21 protein-coding genes are annotated in these 19,074 nt (G+C 56.2%); 18 read left to right on the top strand and 3 right to left on the bottom strand.

Features of this window, described 5'->3' with window-relative positions; all coding sequences use genetic code 11:
* Nucleotides 1–82: 82 nt before the first annotated feature.
* The 16 genes from AC0L6S_RS16740 (at nucleotide 83) to glmS (ending at nucleotide 16,169) form a co-directional block, all read left to right on the top strand.
* Nucleotides 83–925, top strand: coding sequence for a lysophospholipase (locus AC0L6S_RS16740; RefSeq protein ID WP_473425247.1), 843 nt, complete (start codon nucleotides 83–85; stop codon nucleotides 923–925).
* Between the two features lie 118 nt (nucleotides 926–1,043).
* A complete protein-coding gene (gene mnmG, locus AC0L6S_RS16735; RefSeq protein ID WP_473425246.1) occupies nucleotides 1,044–2,975 on the top strand; it encodes a tRNA uridine-5-carboxymethylaminomethyl(34) synthesis enzyme MnmG in 1,932 nt (643 codons plus the stop codon).
* Nucleotides 2,932–3,603 carry a 16S rRNA (guanine(527)-N(7))-methyltransferase RsmG gene (gene rsmG, locus AC0L6S_RS16730; protein ID WP_473425245.1) on the top strand — a complete coding sequence of 224 codons (672 nt, stop codon included), beginning with the start codon at nucleotides 2,932–2,934 and terminating at the stop codon, nucleotides 3,601–3,603. Before mnmG ends, rsmG begins: the two co-directional genes overlap by 44 nt.
* A 43-nt stretch (nucleotides 3,604–3,646) precedes the next feature.
* Complete coding sequence (locus AC0L6S_RS16725) at nucleotides 3,647–4,450, top strand: ParA family protein (RefSeq protein ID WP_473428632.1); 804 nt, start codon at nucleotides 3,647–3,649, stop codon at nucleotides 4,448–4,450.
* Nucleotides 4,451–4,482: 32 nt separating this feature from the next.
* The gene (locus tag AC0L6S_RS16720; RefSeq protein WP_473425244.1) at nucleotides 4,483–5,382 is read left to right on the top strand and encodes a ParB/RepB/Spo0J family partition protein; all 900 of its coding nucleotides are present in this window, start codon (nucleotides 4,483–4,485) and stop codon (nucleotides 5,380–5,382) included.
* Nucleotides 5,383–5,692: 310 nt separating this feature from the next.
* Nucleotides 5,693–6,082, top strand: a complete 390-nt coding sequence (locus AC0L6S_RS16715; protein ID WP_473425243.1) for an ATP synthase subunit I — start codon at nucleotides 5,693–5,695, stop codon at nucleotides 6,080–6,082.
* A 22-nt stretch (nucleotides 6,083–6,104) separates the two neighbouring features.
* A complete protein-coding gene (gene atpB / locus AC0L6S_RS16710) occupies nucleotides 6,105–6,986 on the top strand; it encodes a F0F1 ATP synthase subunit A (protein ID WP_473425242.1) in 882 nt (293 codons plus the stop codon).
* 48 nt (nucleotides 6,987–7,034) lie between these two features.
* Nucleotides 7,035–7,265, top strand: a complete 231-nt coding sequence (gene atpE / locus AC0L6S_RS16705) for a F0F1 ATP synthase subunit C (RefSeq protein ID WP_159170314.1) — start codon at nucleotides 7,035–7,037, stop codon at nucleotides 7,263–7,265.
* A 65-nt stretch (nucleotides 7,266–7,330) separates the two neighbouring features.
* A complete protein-coding gene (locus AC0L6S_RS16700; RefSeq protein WP_473425241.1) occupies nucleotides 7,331–7,801 on the top strand; it encodes a F0F1 ATP synthase subunit B in 471 nt (156 codons plus the stop codon).
* Nucleotides 7,802–7,813: 12 nt separating this feature from the next.
* On the top strand, nucleotides 7,814–8,350 hold the full coding sequence (locus AC0L6S_RS16695; protein ID WP_473425240.1) for a F0F1 ATP synthase subunit delta: 537 nt from the start codon (nucleotides 7,814–7,816) through the stop codon (nucleotides 8,348–8,350).
* Between the two features lie 30 nt (nucleotides 8,351–8,380).
* Entirely contained in the window at nucleotides 8,381–9,925 is a 1,545-nt protein-coding gene (gene atpA / locus AC0L6S_RS16690) for a F0F1 ATP synthase subunit alpha (RefSeq protein ID WP_473425239.1), read from the top strand.
* Between the two features lie 15 nt (nucleotides 9,926–9,940).
* The gene (gene atpG, locus AC0L6S_RS16685; RefSeq protein ID WP_473425238.1) at nucleotides 9,941–10,804 is read left to right on the top strand and encodes a F0F1 ATP synthase subunit gamma; all 864 of its coding nucleotides are present in this window, start codon (nucleotides 9,941–9,943) and stop codon (nucleotides 10,802–10,804) included.
* 107 nt (nucleotides 10,805–10,911) lie between these two features.
* Nucleotides 10,912–12,309, top strand: coding sequence for a F0F1 ATP synthase subunit beta (atpD, locus tag AC0L6S_RS16680; protein WP_473428630.1), 1,398 nt, complete (start codon nucleotides 10,912–10,914; stop codon nucleotides 12,307–12,309).
* A 43-nt stretch (nucleotides 12,310–12,352) separates the two neighbouring features.
* Complete coding sequence (locus tag AC0L6S_RS16675) at nucleotides 12,353–12,781, top strand: F0F1 ATP synthase subunit epsilon (RefSeq protein WP_473425237.1); 429 nt, start codon at nucleotides 12,353–12,355, stop codon at nucleotides 12,779–12,781.
* A 185-nt stretch (nucleotides 12,782–12,966) separates the two neighbouring features.
* Nucleotides 12,967–14,337, top strand: a complete 1,371-nt coding sequence (gene glmU, locus AC0L6S_RS16670; protein ID WP_473425236.1) for a bifunctional UDP-N-acetylglucosamine diphosphorylase/glucosamine-1-phosphate N-acetyltransferase GlmU — start codon at nucleotides 12,967–12,969, stop codon at nucleotides 14,335–14,337.
* Between the two features lie 2 nt (nucleotides 14,338–14,339).
* Nucleotides 14,340–16,169: a glutamine--fructose-6-phosphate transaminase (isomerizing) gene (gene glmS / locus AC0L6S_RS16665; RefSeq protein WP_473425235.1), complete on the top strand. Its 1,830-nt coding sequence runs from the start codon at nucleotides 14,340–14,342 to the stop codon at nucleotides 16,167–16,169.
* A 9-nt stretch (nucleotides 16,170–16,178) separates the two neighbouring features.
* On the opposite strand, the gene AC0L6S_RS16660 is transcribed toward glmS, so the two are convergent.
* Together AC0L6S_RS16660 and AC0L6S_RS16655 are read right to left on the bottom strand one after the other, a co-directional pair.
* On the bottom strand, nucleotides 16,179–16,784 hold the full coding sequence (locus tag AC0L6S_RS16660; protein WP_473425234.1) for a DsbA family protein: 606 nt from the start codon (nucleotides 16,782–16,784) through the stop codon (nucleotides 16,179–16,181).
* 36 nt (nucleotides 16,785–16,820) lie between these two features.
* Nucleotides 16,821–17,585 (bottom strand): SDR family NAD(P)-dependent oxidoreductase, encoded by a 765-nt coding sequence (locus AC0L6S_RS16655; protein ID WP_473425233.1) that lies wholly within the window; start codon nucleotides 17,583–17,585, stop codon nucleotides 16,821–16,823.
* A gap of 118 nt (nucleotides 17,586–17,703) precedes the next feature.
* Between AC0L6S_RS16655 and AC0L6S_RS16650 the strand changes: the two genes are divergently transcribed.
* Both AC0L6S_RS16650 and AC0L6S_RS16645 read left to right on the top strand, forming a co-directional pair.
* A complete protein-coding gene (locus AC0L6S_RS16650; RefSeq protein WP_473425232.1) occupies nucleotides 17,704–18,156 on the top strand; it encodes a winged helix-turn-helix transcriptional regulator in 453 nt (150 codons plus the stop codon).
* 69 nt (nucleotides 18,157–18,225) lie between these two features.
* Nucleotides 18,226–18,633, top strand: a complete 408-nt coding sequence (locus AC0L6S_RS16645) for a SirB2 family protein (protein ID WP_473425231.1) — start codon at nucleotides 18,226–18,228, stop codon at nucleotides 18,631–18,633.
* Between the two features lie 42 nt (nucleotides 18,634–18,675).
* On the opposite strand, the gene AC0L6S_RS16640 is transcribed toward AC0L6S_RS16645, so the two are convergent.
* Nucleotides 18,676–19,044 carry a hypothetical protein gene (locus AC0L6S_RS16640; protein ID WP_473425230.1) on the bottom strand — a complete coding sequence of 123 codons (369 nt, stop codon included), beginning with the start codon at nucleotides 19,042–19,044 and terminating at the stop codon, nucleotides 18,676–18,678.
* Nucleotides 19,045–19,074 lie beyond the last annotated feature (30 nt).

The following is a 19,074-nucleotide window of genomic DNA, read 5'->3' as shown; positions in this document are numbered from 1 at the left end:
TAATTTTTATACTACGCACCTCATGCTACCTAAATAGAGGCGACAGTGACAAGCGAAAGTAAAGTCGGGAAATGGCGTAAAAATGAAGCACAGTGATGGCAGGTTTACCGGTTCGGGTGGGCGTTCAATCTACTTTCAGTGTTGGGCTCCGGAAGTGGCGCCGAAGGCTGTTCTGCTGTTAGCCCATGGCGCAGGAGAACACAGCGCACGCTATAGAGCGGTGGCGCAATTTTTCACCGGGCATAACTTCGTGGTGGCGGCGTTGGATCATAACGGGCACGGCTATTCTGAAGGTGTTCCAGGACACGTCGATGCATTTGCGGATTATCTGGATGACCTGAGAGTATTTCACCGGCAGATTTCCGCACAGTTTGCCGGTGTCCCAATAATACTCCTGGGACACAGTATGGGCGGGCTGATAGCCTGCAACTATCTGATGAGCCATCAGGCAGAGTTTGCCGGCGCGGTACTGTCCGGCGCTGCCATCAAGACAGAGCTGGAACCCGGGTTCATACAAATGACGGTGCTACGTCTGCTGGCGCTGCTGCTGCCGCGCCTCGGCATGCTTAAACTTGATGCTGCAGGCGTGAGCCGCGACCCCGCTGTTGTCAAAGACTACATAGCCGACCCGCTGGTGTATCACGGCAAGATGTCGGCGCGCATGTTGCGCGAACTTTTTGCGGGAATGCACGGGGTGCAGGCGGGGGCATCCGCCATAACCTTACCTATGCTCATTCTGCACGGTGGCGAGGATGCAATGACCTCGCCACAGGGCTCACGCTTTTTGCAGGAACATATCAGTTCCAGCGACAAGACCCTAAAAATTTACCCGCAGCTGTACCACGAGATTTTTAACGAACCGGAGCGGGTACAAGTCTTGAATGACGTTTTAAGCTGGTGCGAGGCGCGACTGGCTGCGAAGTGATGCAGCCCACTGCCAGAACAGGCATTGATGGCTATCGAACAAATTTTGAACAAAAGCCATTGCCTGCGTATAATCGCCGCCCCGCAAAACAGTGTCCGTTTGGCAAGTGAGGCCGCAAGTGGAATACGAACAGCAATTTGAAGTCATCGTGATCGGAGGCGGCCACGCCGGTACCGAGGCGAGCCTTGCTGCCGCGCGTATCGGTTGTCGAACACTGCTGCTGACGCACAGCGTGGATACGCTGGGGCAGATGTCGTGTAATCCAGCTATCGGCGGTATCGGCAAAAGCCATCTGGTAAAGGAAATAGATGCCCTTGGTGGTGCCATGGCGCGAGCCACTGATCGGGCGGGAATACAGTTTCGGGTGCTGAATCGGCGCAAAGGGCCGGCCGTGCGTGCCACACGGGCCCAGGCGGATCGGGTGCTCTACCGCAATGCGATTCGCCAGATTCTGGAATCACAGCCCAATCTATCGATCTTTCAACAACCGGTTGATGATCTGCTGATTGAAAACGGGCGTATCGCGGGTGTTATCACCCAGATGGGTCTAGTGTTCCGTGCACCGCGCGTGGTGCTTACCACCGGGACTTTTCTCGGCGGCAAAATCCACATCGGCCTGGAGAACAGTGCCGGGGGCCGAGCGGGAGATCCGCCGTCCATTGCGTTAGCGCAGCGTCTTCGCGAGCTGCCCTTCCGTGTTGAGCGCCTGAAAACCGGTACCCCGCCAAGAATCGATGCATGCAGTGTCGATTTCAGCGATCTCGAGGAGCAGTGGGGTGATACGCCGGAACCGGTAATGTCCTATCTGGGCAGCACTGCAGAACATCCGGAGCAGCGCTGTTGCTGGGTGACGTATACCAATGAGCAGACACATGACATCATTCGCGGTGGCCTTGATCGCTCGCCAATGTACTCAGGAGTGATAGAGGGCGTGGGTCCGCGGTACTGCCCCAGTATCGAGGACAAGATTCACCGCTTTGCCGATAAAAACTCCCATCAGGTGTTTATCGAGCCCGAAGGCCTGACGACGAGCGAGTTGTACCCCAACGGTATTTCCACCAGCCTGCCTTTTGATGTGCAGGTGAATCTGGTGCACTCTATCAAGGGCTTTGAAAATGCCCATATCACGCGGCCCGGTTACGCTATCGAATACGATTTTTTTGACCCGCGTGATCTCAGTGCTTCGCTGGAAACCAAAGCTTTGCCGGGGCTGTATTTTGCCGGGCAGATCAACGGCACCACTGGTTATGAAGAAGCCGCTGCGCAGGGATTGTTGGCGGGCTTGAATGCGGCGCTGGCAGCGCGCGGCGACGACCCCTGGTGTCCGCGCCGTGATGAAGCCTATATCGGTGTGTTGGTGGATGACCTGATTACCATGGGTACACAGGAGCCGTACCGGATGTTCACGTCCCGTGCCGAATACCGCTTGTTGCTGCGCGAGGATAACGCTGATTTACGCCTGACGGAAAAAGGTCGGACATTGGGCTTGGTGGATGATGAGCGCTGGTTCCGGTTTGAACAGAAGCGCGAGGCTATTGCGCAGGAAACTACCCGTCTGGCCACCAGCTGGATTCACCCCAATACTCCGCAGGCCGAGGCATTGGCAGGAAAATTGAAGAACCCGATAGCCAGGGAGTACTCGCTGGCAGAGTTGTTGAAACGCCCGGAACTGCAATACGCCGATCTCGCCGGTCTGGTCGGGGAGCCGGTGTCCGATCCTCAGGCTACCGAGCAGGTGGAAATACAGGCCAAGTATGCCGGCTATATCGATCGACAGCAGGAAGATATTGCGCGTCTGCGGCGCAATGAAAACACACTGCTGCCCCCCGATCTGGATTACAACGCGGTAGACGGCCTGTCCAATGAGGTGAAACAGAAGTTGGCTGCGGCGCGTCCAGACACGCTTGCGCGTGCCGGCCGCGTGCCGGGTGTAACAGCCGCGGCAATCTCCCTGCTGCTTATCTACCTCAAAAAGCGCGGCGCCTTCCCTGCTGAATCTCAGCAGGATGGCGATCAGCACGATCCCGACAACCGACGCAAGCTGGCCTGAGTTGGAGTCACAGCTCACTTCGCTGTTGCAGCAGGGTTGCGATGATCTTGAATTGGCTGTCGATCCTACCAAGCGACAGCAGTTACTCGATTATCTGGCACTGCTGGCCAAGTGGAATCAAGCCTACAATCTAACAGCCGTGCGCGATGAATCGCAGATGGTGACGCGCCACCTGCTGGACAGCCTGGCTATCGCACCGTTTATCAATGTGCAGCGGCTGATCGATGTCGGCACTGGCGCTGGTTTGCCGGGAGTGCCTCTGGCGATACTGTTCCCGCAGCGCGAGTTCCATTTGCTGGACAGCAACGGCAAGAAGACACGGTTTCTTTTTCAGGTGAAAACAGCGCTTGGCTTGGATAATATGACTGTGCACCACGCACGCGTAGAAGCGTTTCGCGCTGCAGAGCTATTCGATGCGGTGCTGTCGCGCGCTTTTGCATCTTTGCAGGATATGGTGCAAGGTTGCCGCCACCTGTTGACCCCCGATGGTTGCTTTCTGGCCATGAAAGGACAGCTTCCCACTGAGGAGTTGGCACCGGTGATAACGGAATATCCGGAACATGCGATCTACCCGCTGCGCGTACCGGGGCTGGATGAACAGCGACACCTGGTGGTGCTCGCACGATAGCAGTGCATACGTCCACAGTGACAACTTTGCCAGAGGCATTACATTGACCAGAATACTCGCGATAGCGAACCAGAAAGGCGGTGTGGGCAAGACCACAACCTGCGTCAACCTGGCCGCATCACTGGCTGCGATGAAACAGCGGGTGTTGCTGATCGACCTCGACCCGCAGGGTAACGCCACCATGGCCAGTGGTATCGACAAGTACGATATTCAACAAAGTATTTACGATGTGCTGGTGCATCAGCTGCCGGTTCAGCAGGCCACTCTCCCCGCAGGCGAAAGCGGCTTCGACGTGCTGCCCGCCAATGGCGACCTGACGGCTGCAGAAGTGGAAATGTTGTCCATCGAACACAACGAGCGCAGGCTGCGCTCGGCGCTGTCCGGTGTTGCCGGGCAGTACGACTATGTACTGATCGACTGCCCCCCTTCGCTAAATATGCTGACAATCAATGCACTGGCGGCGGCCGATGGCGTTATTATCGCAATGCAGTGCGAGTATTTTGCACTGGAGGGTCTGGCAGCACTGGTGCGCACTATTGAGGGTGTGGCCGAGACCATCAATGGCAAACTGCAGATAGAGGGCATACTGCGCACCATGTACGATCCGCGGAATAGTCTCACCACAGATGTATCTTCCCAGTTGCGCGCGCATTTCGGTGAAAAGGTGTATCGCACGGTTGTGCCGCGCAATGTGCGCCTGGCGGAGGCGCCCAGCCATGGTGTGCCGGCCATGTATTACGATAAGTATTCCCGTGGCTCCAAGGCATATATGGCACTGGCCGGAGAGATTATCCGGCGTTGGGAGCAGCAGGTTGCACAGCAGCCTGGCCACGCCACTGTGAGCTGATATGTTAAAGCCTGAGAAACCGGAGAACGTCGATGTCTGCTAAAAAACGGGGTTTGGGTCGCGGCCTGGATGCGTTGCTGGGTGCGGGCAAGGCCGCACAGCCGACCGCTGCCGAACTACCTGTGCCCGAAGGCGGGGTCACAGCTGCTGCCGCAGGCGAACGCTTGCGTGAGCTGCCCGTTGATCTGATACAGCGTGGCAAATACCAGCCGCGACGCGACATGGAGCCCGAATCCCTGCGCGAACTGGCCGACAGCATCATCGCTCAGGGTGTGATGCAGCCGATTGTAGTGCGACCCATATCCGACAAGAAATATGAAATCATTGCCGGCGAGCGCCGCTGGCGCGCAACGCAACTGGCCGGGCTGGATGTGATACCCGCAGTTGTGCGAGATGTGTCGGATCAGGCAGCCATCGCGATGGCGCTGATCGAGAATATCCAGCGCGAAGACCTCAACCCCATTGAGGAGGCCGCTTCACTGGCGCGCCTGCAACAGGAATTTGAACTGACGCAACAGGAAGTGGCCACAGCTGTGGGCAAATCCCGTTCTACCGTCGCAAATTTGCTGCGTTTGATGACACTGCAGGAAGATGTGCGCAGGCTGGTTGAGCACGGGGATTTGGAGATGGGCCATGCGCGCGCGCTGCTCGGACTGGAAGGGGTCAAGCAGTCCCAAGCGGCTCGCACGGTGGTCGGCAAGGGGATGACAGTGCGCCAGACAGAAGCGCTGGTGCGCAATCTGTTGGCCGAAAAGCCACAACCAGCGCAGAGTAAGCAGCTCGATCCCAATATCCGGCATTTACAGGATGATTTGTCGCAGCGCCTCGGCGCCGCAGTCACCATTGTGCACAGCCCCAAAGGCCGCGGAAAGCTGGTGTTGTCCTATAACAGCCTGGATGAGCTCGACGGCATACTGCGTCATATCAAATAACTCGCGCTTTTGAGTTTTTTGTAGCCCGCGATGACCCCGATCGCCATCCGGGCGAGATGACCGGAAAGCCCTCCTGACCACATGATCTAGTAGTCCGATTTCCCGTAGATACAACATGCAGTATGGCGCTCGCAAGTCGTTCTGAGCGGGCAAAATTTAGTGGTGAAAATGTCGCGAACTGCGCCAATATTTATTGAGATTGCAGGCAACTGCTGGTTGAACCGGCCCTGTAATCCCCCTATAATGCGCGCCCGAATCGAGTAAGAACCCCGAAGATGTTCGTGATGAGGGGACGAATTGTGAGGCGCTGATGACTGGTGCTGAAATAGCACGCCCTCCGGTTCACCGTATTACCCTGGCACAACTGGCGCTACTTGGCTTGCTCAGCCTTGGAATGCTCGCGGTTAATGAGGTTGTGGCGTACTCGGTGCTTTGTGGTGGTTTGATCGCCATTGTGCCTCAGGCTTATTTCGCGATGCTCGCCTTCAGGTGGCGAGGAGCGCAATCAGCAAAAGAAATTGCCCGATCCAGCTACGCCGGAGTGCTGGGCAAGTTCCTGCTGAGCATAGCCGGTTTTGCACTGGTGTTTGCATTAGTACGGCCGATACACGGCCCAGCAGTGTTCGCGGGTTACCTGACGATGCTGGTGACTCAAATTACAGGTAGTTGGATGTTGCTGACACGCAACCAACGGAAATAGATAGACGCGAGTGTTTTGATAGATGGCAGGCTCAACCCCAACTGTTTCTGAATACATTACTCACCACCTGACTAACCTGACATTTGGTAAGTTGCCCGGCGGTTTCGAGCGCGCAGACGGTACCCTGATTGGTCCCGATGGGGCGTGGGTTTTCGCCGACGGCGGCGCCGAAGCGGCAGCAATGGGCTTTTACGCCATTCATGTCGACTCCATGATGTGGTCGATAGGCCTGGGTATTGTGTTTTGCTGGATATTCCGCAGTGTCGCAAAAAGAGCGGAATCCGGTGTTCCAAGCGGTCTGGTAAACGGCGTTGAAATGGTTGTTGAGTTTGTAGACAACACCGTGCGCGATACCTTCCACGGGCAAAACAAGCTGATAGCGCCGCTAGCGCTGACGGTTTTTGTCTGGGTTCTGTTGATGAACCTGATGGATCTGGTGCCAATAGATTTGGTTCCAAAGTTCCTCGAAGTGGTCTTCGGTGTGCATTTCCAGAAAATTGTGCCCTCCACAGACCCAAACATCACGCTGGGTATGGCCGTGGGCGTCTTTATCCTGATGCTGTACTATTCGATAAAGGTAAAAGGCTTTGGTTTCGTCAAGGAACTGAGCATGACCCCCTTCAATCACTGGGCATTTATTCCGGTGAACCTCTTTATGGAAATCGTAGGCTTGCTGGCCAAGCCATTCTCACTGGGTCTGCGGCTATTCGGCAACCTCTATGCTGGTGAGATGATCTTTATCCTGATTGCAGCCCTGTTCAGCGCCGGAGCGCTGTGGATGGTACCAGCGGGATTGTTGCAAGTTGCTTGGGGCATATTCCACTTGCTGGTAATCCCTCTGCAAGCCTTTATCTTTATGGTGCTGACGATCGTCTATCTCAGCATGGCCCATGAAGACCACTGATTTACTTTAACTTTTAAGCTTTGCTTAATTTAACGCTAGGAGAAAAAAATGCCTGAATTAATCTACATTGCTGCCGCCCTCATGATGGGATTGGGTGGTCTGGGTGCCGCGATAGGTGTTGGTCTGTTGGGTGGCAAGCTCATCGAGGGTTCTGCCCGCCAGCCTGAACTGGCTCCTAAACTGCAGGTGACCTTCTTCCTGGGCGCTGGCCTGGTAGACGCGATCCCCATTATCGGTGTTGGTATCGCTATGTACTTGATTTTCGTTGTCGCGGGTTAATTCAACCGCCGACAGGAATGGGGCCGTCATGAGTACGGCCCTTCATAATCTGTGAGGAGCACGGCGTGAATATTAATCTTACGCTTATCGGGCAGATGATCGCCTTTGTCTGCTTTGTCATGTTCTGCATGAAGTACGTGTGGCCGCCGCTGTTGGCTGCCATGGCAGAGCGGGAAAAGAAGATAGCTGATGGTCTGGCTGCGGCTGACCGAGCCAGTCACGATCTTGAGCTGGCCCAGGAGAAGGCGGTAGAACGCCTGAAAGAAGCCAAGCATGAAGCGGCAAGCATTGTCGATGCGGCTAACAAACGCGGTACTCAGCTTGTAGAAGAAGCCAAGCAGGCTGCTGTGGTTGAAGCAGACCGCGTCAAGGCGGCAGCGCAGGCGGAAATAGAGCAGGAATCCAATCGTGCCAAGGAACAGCTTCGAGGTCAGGTTGCAGCGTTGGCACTGGCTGGGGCGGAAAAAGTTCTGGGTGCGGAAATCGATCAGGCAGCACACACTGAACTGGTCGACAAACTGGCTGCAGAGCTCTAGGGCGAGGAAGCTATGGCTGAATTAAGCACACTAGCAAGACCCTACGCCAAAGCTGCTTTCGAGTATGCCCGTGACAGCAAGCAGTTGTCGCAATGGGCCGAGCAGTTGGCAACCGCTGCAGCGGTTGCGTCGGACAAGGCGTTGGAGGCGGCGCTCAATGATCCTTCATTGACGGCCGAGCAACAGGCCAAAATGCTTAGCGATGTGTGCGGTGACGCACTGGACGCCCAAGCGCGTAATTTTATAGCGGTTCTCGCTGCCAACAAGCGCCTGGCGTTATTGCCGCAAATTTATACCCTGTTCGCACAGTACAAAGCCAATCAGGAAAAAACTGTCGATGTCGAAGTGGTTTCTGCCTTCGATCTGGCAGGTGATGTACGGGACAAACTGGCAGCGGTACTGGGTAAAAAACTGGAACGCGAAGTAGAAGTTCGCACCTCCACTGATAGGAATCTGCTGGGTGGTGTATTAATCAGGGCCGGTGATCTGGTGATCGATGGCTCCATACGTGGGCGGCTGAACAAGCTGTCTGCAGCAATGAATTCCTAGACATACAGACTTAGGATTGAGGATTAGAGCATGCAGCAACTGAATCCATCAGAGATTAGCGAAATCATCAAGCGCCGCATCGACCAGCTCGATGTCAGTTCGGAAGCGCGTAACGTCGGTACCGTTGTATCGGTGACTGACGGCATCATCCGTATTCACGGCCTCGCTGACGTGATGTACGGTGAGATGATTGAATTTGACGGCGGCATATACGGTATGGCGCTGAACCTGGAGCGCGACTCTGTCGGTGCAGTTATTCTGGGTGACTACAAAGGTTTGGCAGAAGGACAGTCCTGTCGCTGCACAGGTCGTATCCTGGAGGTGCCGGTTGGCCCCGAGCTGCAGGGACGTGTGGTCGATGCACTGGGTACACCAATTGATGGCAAGGGCCCGATCAATGCAGCGCTTACCGACGCACTCGAAAAAGTGGCGCCCGGTGTTATCGCGCGTCAATCTGTTGATCAGCCGGTACAGATCGGCCTCAAAGCAGTTGATGCGATGGTACCCATCGGTCGTGGACAGCGTGAGCTTATCATCGGTGACCGTCAGATCGGTAAAACGGCGATCGCGGTGGATGCCATCATCAACCAGAAAGGCTCGGGCATTAAATGTGTCTACGTCGCGATTGGCCAGAAAGCGTCTTCTGTTGCTGCCGTAGTGCGCAAACTGGAAGAACATGGTGCTATGGAGCACACCATCGTCGTTGCCGCGACAGCCTCTGATCCCGCGGCGATGCAGTATCTTGCACCGTTTGCCGGTTGCACCATGGGTGAGTACTACCGTGATCGCGGTGAAGATGCCCTGATTATTTACGATGACCTCACCAAGCAGGCCTGGGCATACCGCCAGATCTCCCTGCTGCTGCGCCGCCCACCGGGCCGTGAAGCGTATCCCGGTGACGTATTCTACCTGCACTCTCGCTTGCTGGAGCGTGCGGCTCGCGTCAACGCGACATATGTTGAGAACTTCACCAACGGTGAAGTAAAGGGTAAAACCGGCTCGTTGACGGCACTGCCGGTGATCGAAACCCAGGCGGGTGACGTATCGGCATTCGTACCGACCAACGTGATCTCCATTACCGACGGCCAGATCTTCCTGGAAGCGGATATGTTCAACGCTGGCGTACGCCCGGCGATGAACGCCGGTATCTCGGTTTCACGGGTTGGTGGTGCTGCCCAGACCAAGATCATGAAGAAGCTGTCCGGTGGTATTCGAACCGCACTGGCGCAGTATCGTGAATTGGCGGCGTTTTCACAGTTCGCATCGGATCTCGATGACGCGACGCGAGCCCAGCTCGATCACGGTGAACGCGTTACCGAACTGATGAAGCAGAAACAGTACTCGCCACAGAGCACAGCAGACATGGGCGTGATGCTGTACGCCGCAAACGAAGGCTATCTCAACGATGTCGACGTCAGCAAGATCGGTGATTTCGAGCATGCGCTGTTGTCCTTTATGCGCGCCGAACACGGTGATCTGATGAACCGCATTATCGAGACAGGTGACTACAACGATGAGATCGAAGCCACTTTTAAAGCGGCTCTCGAAAACTTCAAAGCCACGCAGACCTGGTAGGCCGAGGACCAGTAAATGGCAGCCGGAAAAGAAATACGCACCAAGATCTCGAGCATTCGTAGCACGCAGAAGATCACTAGCGCGATGGAAATGGTCGCGGCGAGCAAAATGCGCAAGGCCCAGGAGCGTATGCGACTGGGTAAGCCGTATGCGCGTCGTATGCGAGCAGTGGTCGGGCATATCGCCAACGCTGCGCCGGAATACCGGCACATGTATATGGAGCAGCGCGAGGTCAAGCGAGTCGGTTTCCTCGTAGTGTCCACTGATCGCGGCCTCTGTGGTGGTTTGAACATCAACCTGTTCAAGCGCACTGTGAAAGCCATGAAAGAGTGGGCCGATCAGGATATCGAAATCGAACTGTCGTTGATCGGTGCAAAAGCAGCCGCATTTTTCAACAGCTACGGTGGCAATGTGACTGCAGCGATTCGCGATCTGGGTGAGAAGCCTGCACTGGCGGATTTAATCGGCGGTGTAAAAGCGATGCTGGATGCCTACGAAGAAGGGCGTATCGATCGCCTGTTCCTGGTGAGTAACCAGTTCGTCAATACGATGACGCAGAATCCAACGGTAGAACAATTACTGCCGCTGGAAGCGGACGATAGCCAGGAAATGCAGCATCACTGGGATTACATCTACGAGCCCGACGCCAAAGAGTTGTTGGAAGGCCTGCTGACCCGCTACATCGAATCACAGGTGTATCAGGCTGTAGTGGAAAACGGCGCGTGTGAACAGGCAGCGCGGATGTTGGCGATGAAAAACGCTACCGAAAATGCCGGCGAGTTAATGGACGACTTGCAGCTGATTTACAACAAGGCCCGACAAGCCGCTATTACACAAGAACTGTCTGAGATCGTAAGTGGTGCGGCAGCTATTGGTTAGCGCGTCGTAACGAGCCAGGTATGACAACAGACAAGGTATCCGGTAACCGCCAACAACAGGGCGCACCGAGCCAAACAGAATTGAACTTTGAGATAGAGGATCCGGACATGAGCAGCGGACGAATCGTACAAATTATTGGCGCCGTCATCGACGTGGAATTTCCACGCGATGTTGTACCCAAGGTATACGATGCATTGAAGGTACCCGAGAAGGACCTGACCCTTGAGGTGCAGCAGCAGTTGGGAGACGGTGTGGTTCGCACCATCGCCATGGGTTCTTCTGAAGGTGTGAGCCGGGGTCTGTCGGTAGAAAATACCGGCGCTCCGATTGCCGTGCCCGTTGGTACAGAAACACTTGGCCGCATCATGGACGTACTGGGTAATCCTATTGACGAGTGCGGACCTATCGGTGAAAAAGAGCGCGCCTCTATCCACCGAGCGGCACCGACCTACGAAGAACTGTCGGCTTCTGACGAACTGTTGGAAACAGGCATCAAGGTAATCGACCTGGTCTGCCCGTTTGCCAAGGGTGGTAAAGTGGGCCTGTTCGGTGGTGCCGGTGTTGGTAAAACCGTGAACATGATGGAGTTGATTAACAACATCGCTACCGAGCACTCCGGTTTGTCTGTATTCGCTGGTGTTGGTGAGCGGACTCGTGAAGGTAACGACTTTTACTTCGAGATGCAGGAATCCAAGGTTGTTGACGTAGAGAACTTCAGCAACTCCAAGGTGGCGATGGTATACGGCCAGATGAATGAGCCGCCTGGTAACCGTTTGCGTGTAGCGCTTACCGGCCTGACCATGGCTGAAAAATTCCGTGATGAAGGCCGTGACGTACTGTTGTTCGTCGATAACATTTACCGCTACACACTCGCGGGTACGGAAGTATCTGCACTGTTGGGTCGTATGCCTTCAGCGGTGGGTTACCAGCCGACACTGGCTGAAGAGATGGGTGTACTGCAGGAGCGTATTACTTCTACCAAGGTTGGCTCGATTACCTCGATTCAGGCCGTTTATGTACCGGCGGATGACTTGACTGACCCCTCCCCTGCAACGACCTTCGCTCACCTTGACTCCACCGTGGTATTGAGTCGTGATATCGCCGCTAAAGGTATTTATCCTGCGGTTGACCCACTCGACTCCACCTCGCGCCAGCTGGACCCGCTGCTGATCGGCGTTGAGCACTATGAAACCGCTCGCGGTGTGCAAACCGTACTGCAGCGCTTCAAGGAGTTGAAAGACATTATCGCCATCCTGGGTATGGATGAACTGTCTGAAGAAGACAAGCAGACTGTGGCACGTGCGCGTAAGATCGAACGTTTCCTGTCCCAGCCTTTCCATGTGGCGGAGATCTTCACCGGCTCGCCGGGTAAATACGTCTCCCTCAAGGAAACGATCGCGGGCTTCCAGGGTATTCTCGCCGGCCAGTACGATCACTTGCCTGAGCAGGCCTTCTACATGGTTGGCAGCATCGACGAAGCCGTCGAGAAAGCGAAAAACCTGTAAGCCGACAACGGTAGGTCGACAACGGGACTAGAGAGGCAAAACTATGGCAATGACTATTCATTGCGACATCGTCAGCGCAGAGGAAGAAATTTACTCCGGTCTGGTGGAAGTGTTGGTGGCTACGGGTGAACTCGGTGAGCTGGGCGTAAGCTACGGTCACGCCCCCCTGCTTACTGCGCTGGTACCGGGCCCTGTACGGATTGTTACCCAGGACAGTAAAGAGCATATTTTTTACGTCTCCGGTGGGTTTCTGGAAGTGCAGCCGGGTGTTGTATCCATTCTTGCCGATACCGCGCTGCGTGCCGACGATGTTGATGAGGCTGCCGCTGAAGAAGCGCGCAAGGAAGCCGAGCAGGCGCTGGCCAATCAGACGGGTGACTTCGATTACGGGCGGGCTTCCTCGCAGTTGGCCGAGGCCGCTGCGCAGCTGGCTACCCTGCGCAAAATGCGCAACCGCTCGGGCCGCGGCTAGGCTGGAACTCCAGCACAAGCATCGCAAGAAACCCCGGTACTTCCGGGGTTTTTTTTGCCAGTTGATAAGTGCTTCACACTGGGGCAGTTGGCGACAGCGGCAGTGCGGCGCATAATGATCGCTCCAACTACCCAGTCGCCTGTTGCGTGAGAACGCATCCAGAACCGCAAGGAAATGCTATAGCTATGAACCTCGAAGTCGTGATTCTCGCTGCTGGCCAGGGAACACGTATGAAGTCCCGCCTGCCAAAGGTATTGCATCCTGTAGGCGGCAAGCCGCTGCTAGAGCACGTCATCAACACGGCGCAGGCTCTCTCCCCAAAAGCCCTCCATGTCGTCGCGGGCCATGGCAGCGAGCAGGTACAGCAAGCGCTGGCTGGTTATGATATCAACTGGGTGTTACAGTCCGAGCGCCTCGGCACCGGCCATGCCGTGATGCAGGCGCTGCCGTCAGTCGGTGACGATAGCATCGTACTGGTGCTCTACGGCGATGTGCCGCTGACCCGATCAACGACGCTGGAAAGCCTGGTTGCGCAGGCTGATAATGGCCCTGCGCTGCTTACCGCTACCCTGCAGAACCCCGCCGGCTACGGCAGAATATTGCGCGATGCCAACGGCGAGATGATCGGGGTGGTGGAAGACAAGGACGCCAGCGATGAGCAGCGACAGATTTGCGAGATCAATACCGGCCTGCTGGCCGCCCCGGCACGGGATTTTCAGTCTTTCCTGCCGAAGGTAGACAACAACAATCAGCAGGGTGAGTACTACCTGCCCGACATCATTCGCCTGGCCGTTGAGAACGGCAACCGCGTAGCGTCCTGTGCAGCGGAATCCGAGCTGGAGATTCTCGGGGTCAATGACCGCGTGCAACTCAATCAGGTGGAGCGGGAGTACCAGCGTCGCCTGGCTGAGGACTTGATGCGGCAGGGTGTCAGCATCGCCGATGCCACGCGCCTCGATATTCGCGGCAGCCTGACTTGCGGGGAAGAGGTTTTTATCGATATCAACGCCGTGTTCGAAGGCGACGTGACGCTGGGGAACGGTGTATCCGTTGGGGCTAACTGTGTGCTGTCTGACGTTACGGTAGCTGACGGAACGGTGATACACCCAATGAGTCATCTGCAGGAAACAACACTGGGTAAATCCTGCAGTGTGGGACCATTCGCGCGGCTTCGCCCCGGCACGGTACTGGCGGACGGCGCGCGTATCGGCAACTTTGTCGAAACCAAGAAAGCGAATATCGGCGCGGGTAGTAAAGTGAATCATCTCAGCTATATCGGCGATTGTGATATGGGCGAGCAGGTCAATGTTGGAGCAGGCACTATCACCTGCAACTACGACGGCGTTAACAAACACAAGACCGATATTGGCAATGGAGTTTTCGTCGGTTCGAACAGCACACTCGTCGCGCCCCTATGCATTGAAGACGAGGGTTTTGTTGCCGCTGGCTCGACCGTGACGACGACAGTGGGCAAAGACGAACTGGCGGTCAGCCGCTCACGTCAGCGTAATATCAAGGGCTGGAAGCGCCCTGACAAACGGGTCAGCAAGGACTAATTATGTGTGGCATTGTTGCCGCCGCTGCGCGGCGAGAGGTTTCAGAAATACTACTCGAAGGGCTCAGGAGGCTGGAGTACAGGGGTTATGATTCGGCCGGGATGGCCCTCATCAACGGCGAGCAGGCGCTGCAGATTCACAAGCGCAACGGCAAGGTCAAAGAATTGGAGGCGGCGCAAGCGCAGCATCCCTATTACGGCAATACAGGTATTGCCCACACACGTTGGGCGACACACGGTAAACCCTCAACTGAAAACTCACACCCCCACGCATCGGGCGGCCGTGTTGCGGTAGTACACAATGGCATCATAGAAAACCACGGCGAACTGCGCGAGGAGCTCATTACCAACGGCTATGAAATGGCATCTGCCACGGACACCGAGGTGATCGCGCATCTGTTGCATAGCCACCTGCAACAGGGTGCATCGCTGATGGCGGCAATGCAGAAAACAATCGCCAGACTGGAGGGTGCCTACGCGCTGGCCGCAATCGATATCGAGAGCCCGCATACAGTGGTCGGTGCGCGTAAGGGCAGCCCGCTGGTGGTCGGGGTCGGCATCGGCGAAAGTTTCCTGGCCTCAGACCAGATGGCCCTGCGTCAGGTCACGGACAGCTTCATCTATCTGGACGAAGGTGACCTGGTAGAGATCACGCCCGGCAATATCCAGATATGCACAATCGACGGTGAGGCTATAGAGCGGCCAACAACGAGAATCAAGGAGGCGCTGGAAACCAGCGACATGGGCGACTTTGATCACTACATGATCAAGGAAATCTTCGAGCAGCCCGTCGCGCTCGAAGCAACGTTAGCCGGTGCGGAGAATGTGCAGCAGGTGGAGGAGTGTTTTGGTCACGGCGCCTCGGCGATCTTTGATCGCGTCACCAATGTACAGATCGTAGCTTGCGGTACCAGCTATCACGCGGGTATGGTCGCGCGCTATTGGCTAGAGGAGCGCGCCGGTATCAGTTGTGAAGTTGAAGTGGCCTCCGAGTTTCGCTATCGCAAACGTGTCCAGCACGAGGGCACGCTGTTGGTCGCGATCTCGCAGTCGGGTGAAACGGCTGACACGCTAGCGGCGCTGCGCAATGCCACAGAGGGTGAGTTTATCGGCAGTCTGGTGGTGGCCAACGTCGACAACAGTTCTCTGGTACGCGAATGTGATCTGGTCTTCCTGACCCGGGCCGGTGCTGAAATCGGTGTGGCATCAACCAAGGCTTTCACCACACAACTGGTAGCGATGCTGATGCTGACTTTGGCGTTAGGCCGCCGCCGTGGCATGTCCGACGAACGTCAACTAGAGATTATCGACGCGCTGCAAAACCTGCCGCATTATGTGCGGCAAACGCTGGAGTTAAACGGCGCGATCCAGAAGCTTTCCGAGGCGTTTATACCCAAGCGACATGCATTGTTTTTGGGCCGCGGTATCCAGTACCCGATCGCGATGGAGGGCGCACTCAAGCTCAAGGAAATTTCCTATATTCATGCCGAGGCCTATCCGGCCGGTGAGCTCAAGCACGGGCCGCTGGCGCTGGTAGACGATGATATGCCGGTTGTGGCGGTGGCACCCAATGATGAGTTGCTGGAAAAGTTGAAATCCAATCTGGAAGAAGTGCGCTCACGCGGTGGCGAGCTGTTCGTGTTTGCCGATCGCGAGGCGGGCTTCGCCAATGAAGACCGGGTGCAGGTGCAGCCCATGCCGCACTGCCCCGAGGTGATCAAACCGATCGTCTACACGGTGGCCCTGCAACTACTGTCCTACCATGTGGCCCTGCAAAAAGGCACCGACGTCGACAAGCCGCGCAATTTGGCGAAGTCTGTTACGGTCGAGTGAGGCAGGCCGTTAGGCCTGTTTCATCAGTTCTTCCTCGACAAGGCCCAGCCTGTCCTTGCCGAAAAACATCTCATCGCCGACAAAAAACGTGGGGATGCCAAACGCGCCGCGATCGGCGGCTGCCTGAGTATTGGCTTTTAACTTATCCTTGATCGCGTCAGTCTGGGTTAGCGCGATAAGCTTTTCAGCATCGAGCCCCGCCTCGTTGAGGACTGCCGTCATTACGTCGAGCTCGTCCATTTTCAGGTCCCGCTCCCACATCGCAGACAGCATAGTGTCGATATAGTGTTTTTCGCAGCCTGTTTCCTGTGCGGCCAACAAGCCGCGCATGAGGCTGATGGTGTTGATCGGAAAGTTGGCATTGAACGTGAAATCGTTGAGTTTATGCTTCTCGATGAACCGCTTACTCTCCAGCATTTCATAGTCCAGTTTTCCCTTCACACCACCGAAGGCCACCATAGGTGGTTGGTTTCCGGTGATTTTGAACAGGCCGCCGAGCAGCACCGGGTGAACGACTAACTCAGCGCCGGTGCGCTGCAAAATTTCAGGCAGCACCTTGTAGGCGAGGTAGGCATTGGGGCTGGCGAAATCAAACATAAATTCCAGTCTGGCCATTGTGTTTCTCCGTGAGCGTATGTGGTGAGTTGGTTGTTAGTGGTTCCACCAGGCGAGGTCGGTATAGGCTCGCAGATCCAGTTCGTGTGTCCACGCGGAGCGATGTTGTTGCGCGACATGGAAGTAGGTTTCGGCCATTTCCTGTGGCAGCATCAGGCCGTCCTGTTCGCCACCGCGTTCATCGCGCAGCTGTTGGAACAATTCAGCGCCGAGCATTTTGCCCAGGGTATCGGGCGCGTCCACTGCGCCATCGATAAGAATATGCGCGACATGAATTCCCTTGGCGGCAAACTGTGCATTCAATGTCTGGCACAGCATGCGCCGGCCACCCATTGCGGCGGCGTGGGAGTGCTGCCCGGCGTTGCCGCGCATCGCCGCGGTGGCCGAGGTCACCAGAATGACGCCCTTGCCGCGCGCTTCCATCTTTGGGCACACCGCACTGGCGGTGCGAAATAAACCGAAGGTGGCGAGTTGCCAGCCCATTTCGAAGGCTTTGTAACTGGTGTCCTCCAGCGACCGATCACCAATCTGGGCGCCGAGGTTGTAGACGACGACCTCAATCGGTCCAAGCTCTTCTTCTATCGCGGCAACGCGCGCCTCGATACTGCCCTCTTCAACCGCGTTTAGCAGGTAACCGCTGGCCGTGCCACCGGCGGCTTCTATCTCGGCTACCAGCTTGTGCAAGCCCGCCTCGTCACTGCGCCTGCAAAGCACTGCGTGATATCCGCCGGCGGCAAAGCGCTTGCCGACATTCCCGCCAATACCGGCACCGGCGCCGATGACCAAGCAGACTGGTTTCATACCCCATCCCTCTCTCGTTAAACGGTGGCTTGTAAGCAAGTGGTTGCATCATAATACTTGATAGTTTTGAGATGCAACCATAAAATTCTGCTCTGACACGTCCCCCGAGAAAGAGACAGTGAAATACAAGAGCTTTGACCATATGAATTGCTCGCTGGCTCAGACGCTGAATATCATCGGCGAGCGCTGGACGTTGCTGATTCTCAGGGACGCCTTTTTTGGTGCAAAACGCTTCGGGCAGTTTGAGCGCAGCCTGGGAATCGCCAAGAACATTCTCAGCGCCAGGCTCAATTTGCTGGTCGACGAGGGCATTATGGAGCGGCGGCAATCAGCTGGCGGTGCTCACGCCGAGTACGTGTTGACGGAGCAGGGTTTGGATCTGCAACCTGTACTGTTGTCGATGACACACTGGGGCGATAAACACCGGCCCCACGCCAGAGGCGACCGCCTGGTGTTTGTGGAGCGGGAAAGCGGCAAACCTATTCGTCGTATGGGGGCGACCAGTGAGGACGGTCGTCCCCTGCGACCCCGCGAGGTCCGGGCGGTCGCCGGGCCGGCGCTGGATGAATAGCTTACATCGCGCTACAACCGGCGCGCTGGTATCGCAGGTCGGTGTGCATAATCACTGACAGGTATAAGTATGCCTACTGAACAATGGTATTTTGTCCTCCACTCAGTGCATATGGGTTGCGCCTTCATATCCATCGCGGGGTTCGCGCTGCGGGGCTTCTGGATGGCGACCGGACATCCCCTGCTGCGCAGCGCGGTGGCCAGGCGCCTGCCGCATATCGTGGATACGTTTCTATTGCTCTCGGCGATCATGCTGCTGGTTGTGTTGCGTTTATCACCGCTAGAGACACCGTGGGTGGCGGCCAAGCTGATTGCGCTGCTGCTGTATATCGGGTTGGGTATGGTAGCGCTGCGGTTTGGGCGATCCAGAGGTGTGCGCATTGGCGCGTGGCTGCTGGCGTTGGTGACGGCGGGGTATATCGTGTCGGTGGCTTACAGCAAAAGTCCGCTGGGGTTTCTGCTGTGGATACCGGGGTGAAGGGTGCCGCCCGTGACGGGAGATGTCGGGGCGGCGATCTAATTAGCTGGGATTGGCTTCCTTGTACTCGCGCAATTCCGTGTTGAAATTTGTCGCAAGCTCTTCCTCTTTCGACACTGACGCATTGTAATCATCGGTCAGCACTTTGAGCGCCTCGACCAGCTCCGGCCCCGGAGAATCGCCAGCGGCAGCTGTTTCAGCAGCAGCTATGTGCGGCTCCAGACATGTGCGGTAGGCGGTGTTCTCTGCCTGAAAATCTTTCACAGCCTTCTGTCCCGCCAGCATCTCCTCCAGGCTGGCAGTCTCGCCGTCCGGCAGTGTAGGTGTGGCCGGCGCCGTGCAATCCTGGGCAAAGCTTGCCGCACTTGAGAATACCAATCCGAATAGTGCCAGCTTGATAGTGTTGTTCATTATGTCCTCACCTGCGTAGAGTTATTTAAA

This window comes from Halioglobus sp. D3-4 (assembly GCF_055809315.1).
Note: the sequence above shows the minus strand (reverse complement) of the source record. Positions and strands in the feature narration are given on the sequence as shown.

Bases quoted from the DNA above. Each gene is read 5' to 3' on its own strand.
- AC0L6S_RS16740 (WP_473425247.1), top strand. From the start codon at position 83: ATGAAGCACAGTGATGGCAGGTTTACCGGTTCGGGTGGGCGTTCAATC.
- rsmG (WP_473425245.1), top strand. From the start codon at position 2,932: ATGGCGATCAGCACGATCCCGACAACCGACGCAAGCTGGCCTGAGTTG.
- AC0L6S_RS16720 (WP_473425244.1), top strand. From the start codon at position 4,483: ATGTCTGCTAAAAAACGGGGTTTGGGTCGCGGCCTGGATGCGTTGCTG.
- AC0L6S_RS16715 (WP_473425243.1), top strand. From the start codon at position 5,693: ATGACTGGTGCTGAAATAGCACGCCCTCCGGTTCACCGTATTACCCTG.
- atpB (WP_473425242.1), top strand. From the start codon at position 6,105: ATGGCAGGCTCAACCCCAACTGTTTCTGAATACATTACTCACCACCTG.
- atpE (WP_159170314.1), top strand. From the start codon at position 7,035: ATGCCTGAATTAATCTACATTGCTGCCGCCCTCATGATGGGATTGGGT.
- AC0L6S_RS16695 (WP_473425240.1), top strand. From the start codon at position 7,814: ATGGCTGAATTAAGCACACTAGCAAGACCCTACGCCAAAGCTGCTTTC.
- atpA (WP_473425239.1), top strand. From the start codon at position 8,381: ATGCAGCAACTGAATCCATCAGAGATTAGCGAAATCATCAAGCGCCGC.
- atpG (WP_473425238.1), top strand. From the start codon at position 9,941: ATGGCAGCCGGAAAAGAAATACGCACCAAGATCTCGAGCATTCGTAGC.
- atpD (WP_473428630.1), top strand. From the start codon at position 10,912: ATGAGCAGCGGACGAATCGTACAAATTATTGGCGCCGTCATCGACGTG.
- AC0L6S_RS16675 (WP_473425237.1), top strand. From the start codon at position 12,353: ATGGCAATGACTATTCATTGCGACATCGTCAGCGCAGAGGAAGAAATT.
- glmU (WP_473425236.1), top strand. From the start codon at position 12,967: ATGAACCTCGAAGTCGTGATTCTCGCTGCTGGCCAGGGAACACGTATG.
- glmS (WP_473425235.1), top strand. From the start codon at position 14,340: ATGTGTGGCATTGTTGCCGCCGCTGCGCGGCGAGAGGTTTCAGAAATA.
- AC0L6S_RS16660 (WP_473425234.1), bottom strand. From the start codon at position 16,784: ATGGCCAGACTGGAATTTATGTTTGATTTCGCCAGCCCCAATGCCTAC.
- AC0L6S_RS16655 (WP_473425233.1), bottom strand. From the start codon at position 17,585: ATGAAACCAGTCTGCTTGGTCATCGGCGCCGGTGCCGGTATTGGCGGG.
- AC0L6S_RS16645 (WP_473425231.1), top strand. From the start codon at position 18,226: ATGCCTACTGAACAATGGTATTTTGTCCTCCACTCAGTGCATATGGGT.
- AC0L6S_RS16640 (WP_473425230.1), bottom strand. From the start codon at position 19,044: ATGAACAACACTATCAAGCTGGCACTATTCGGATTGGTATTCTCAAGT.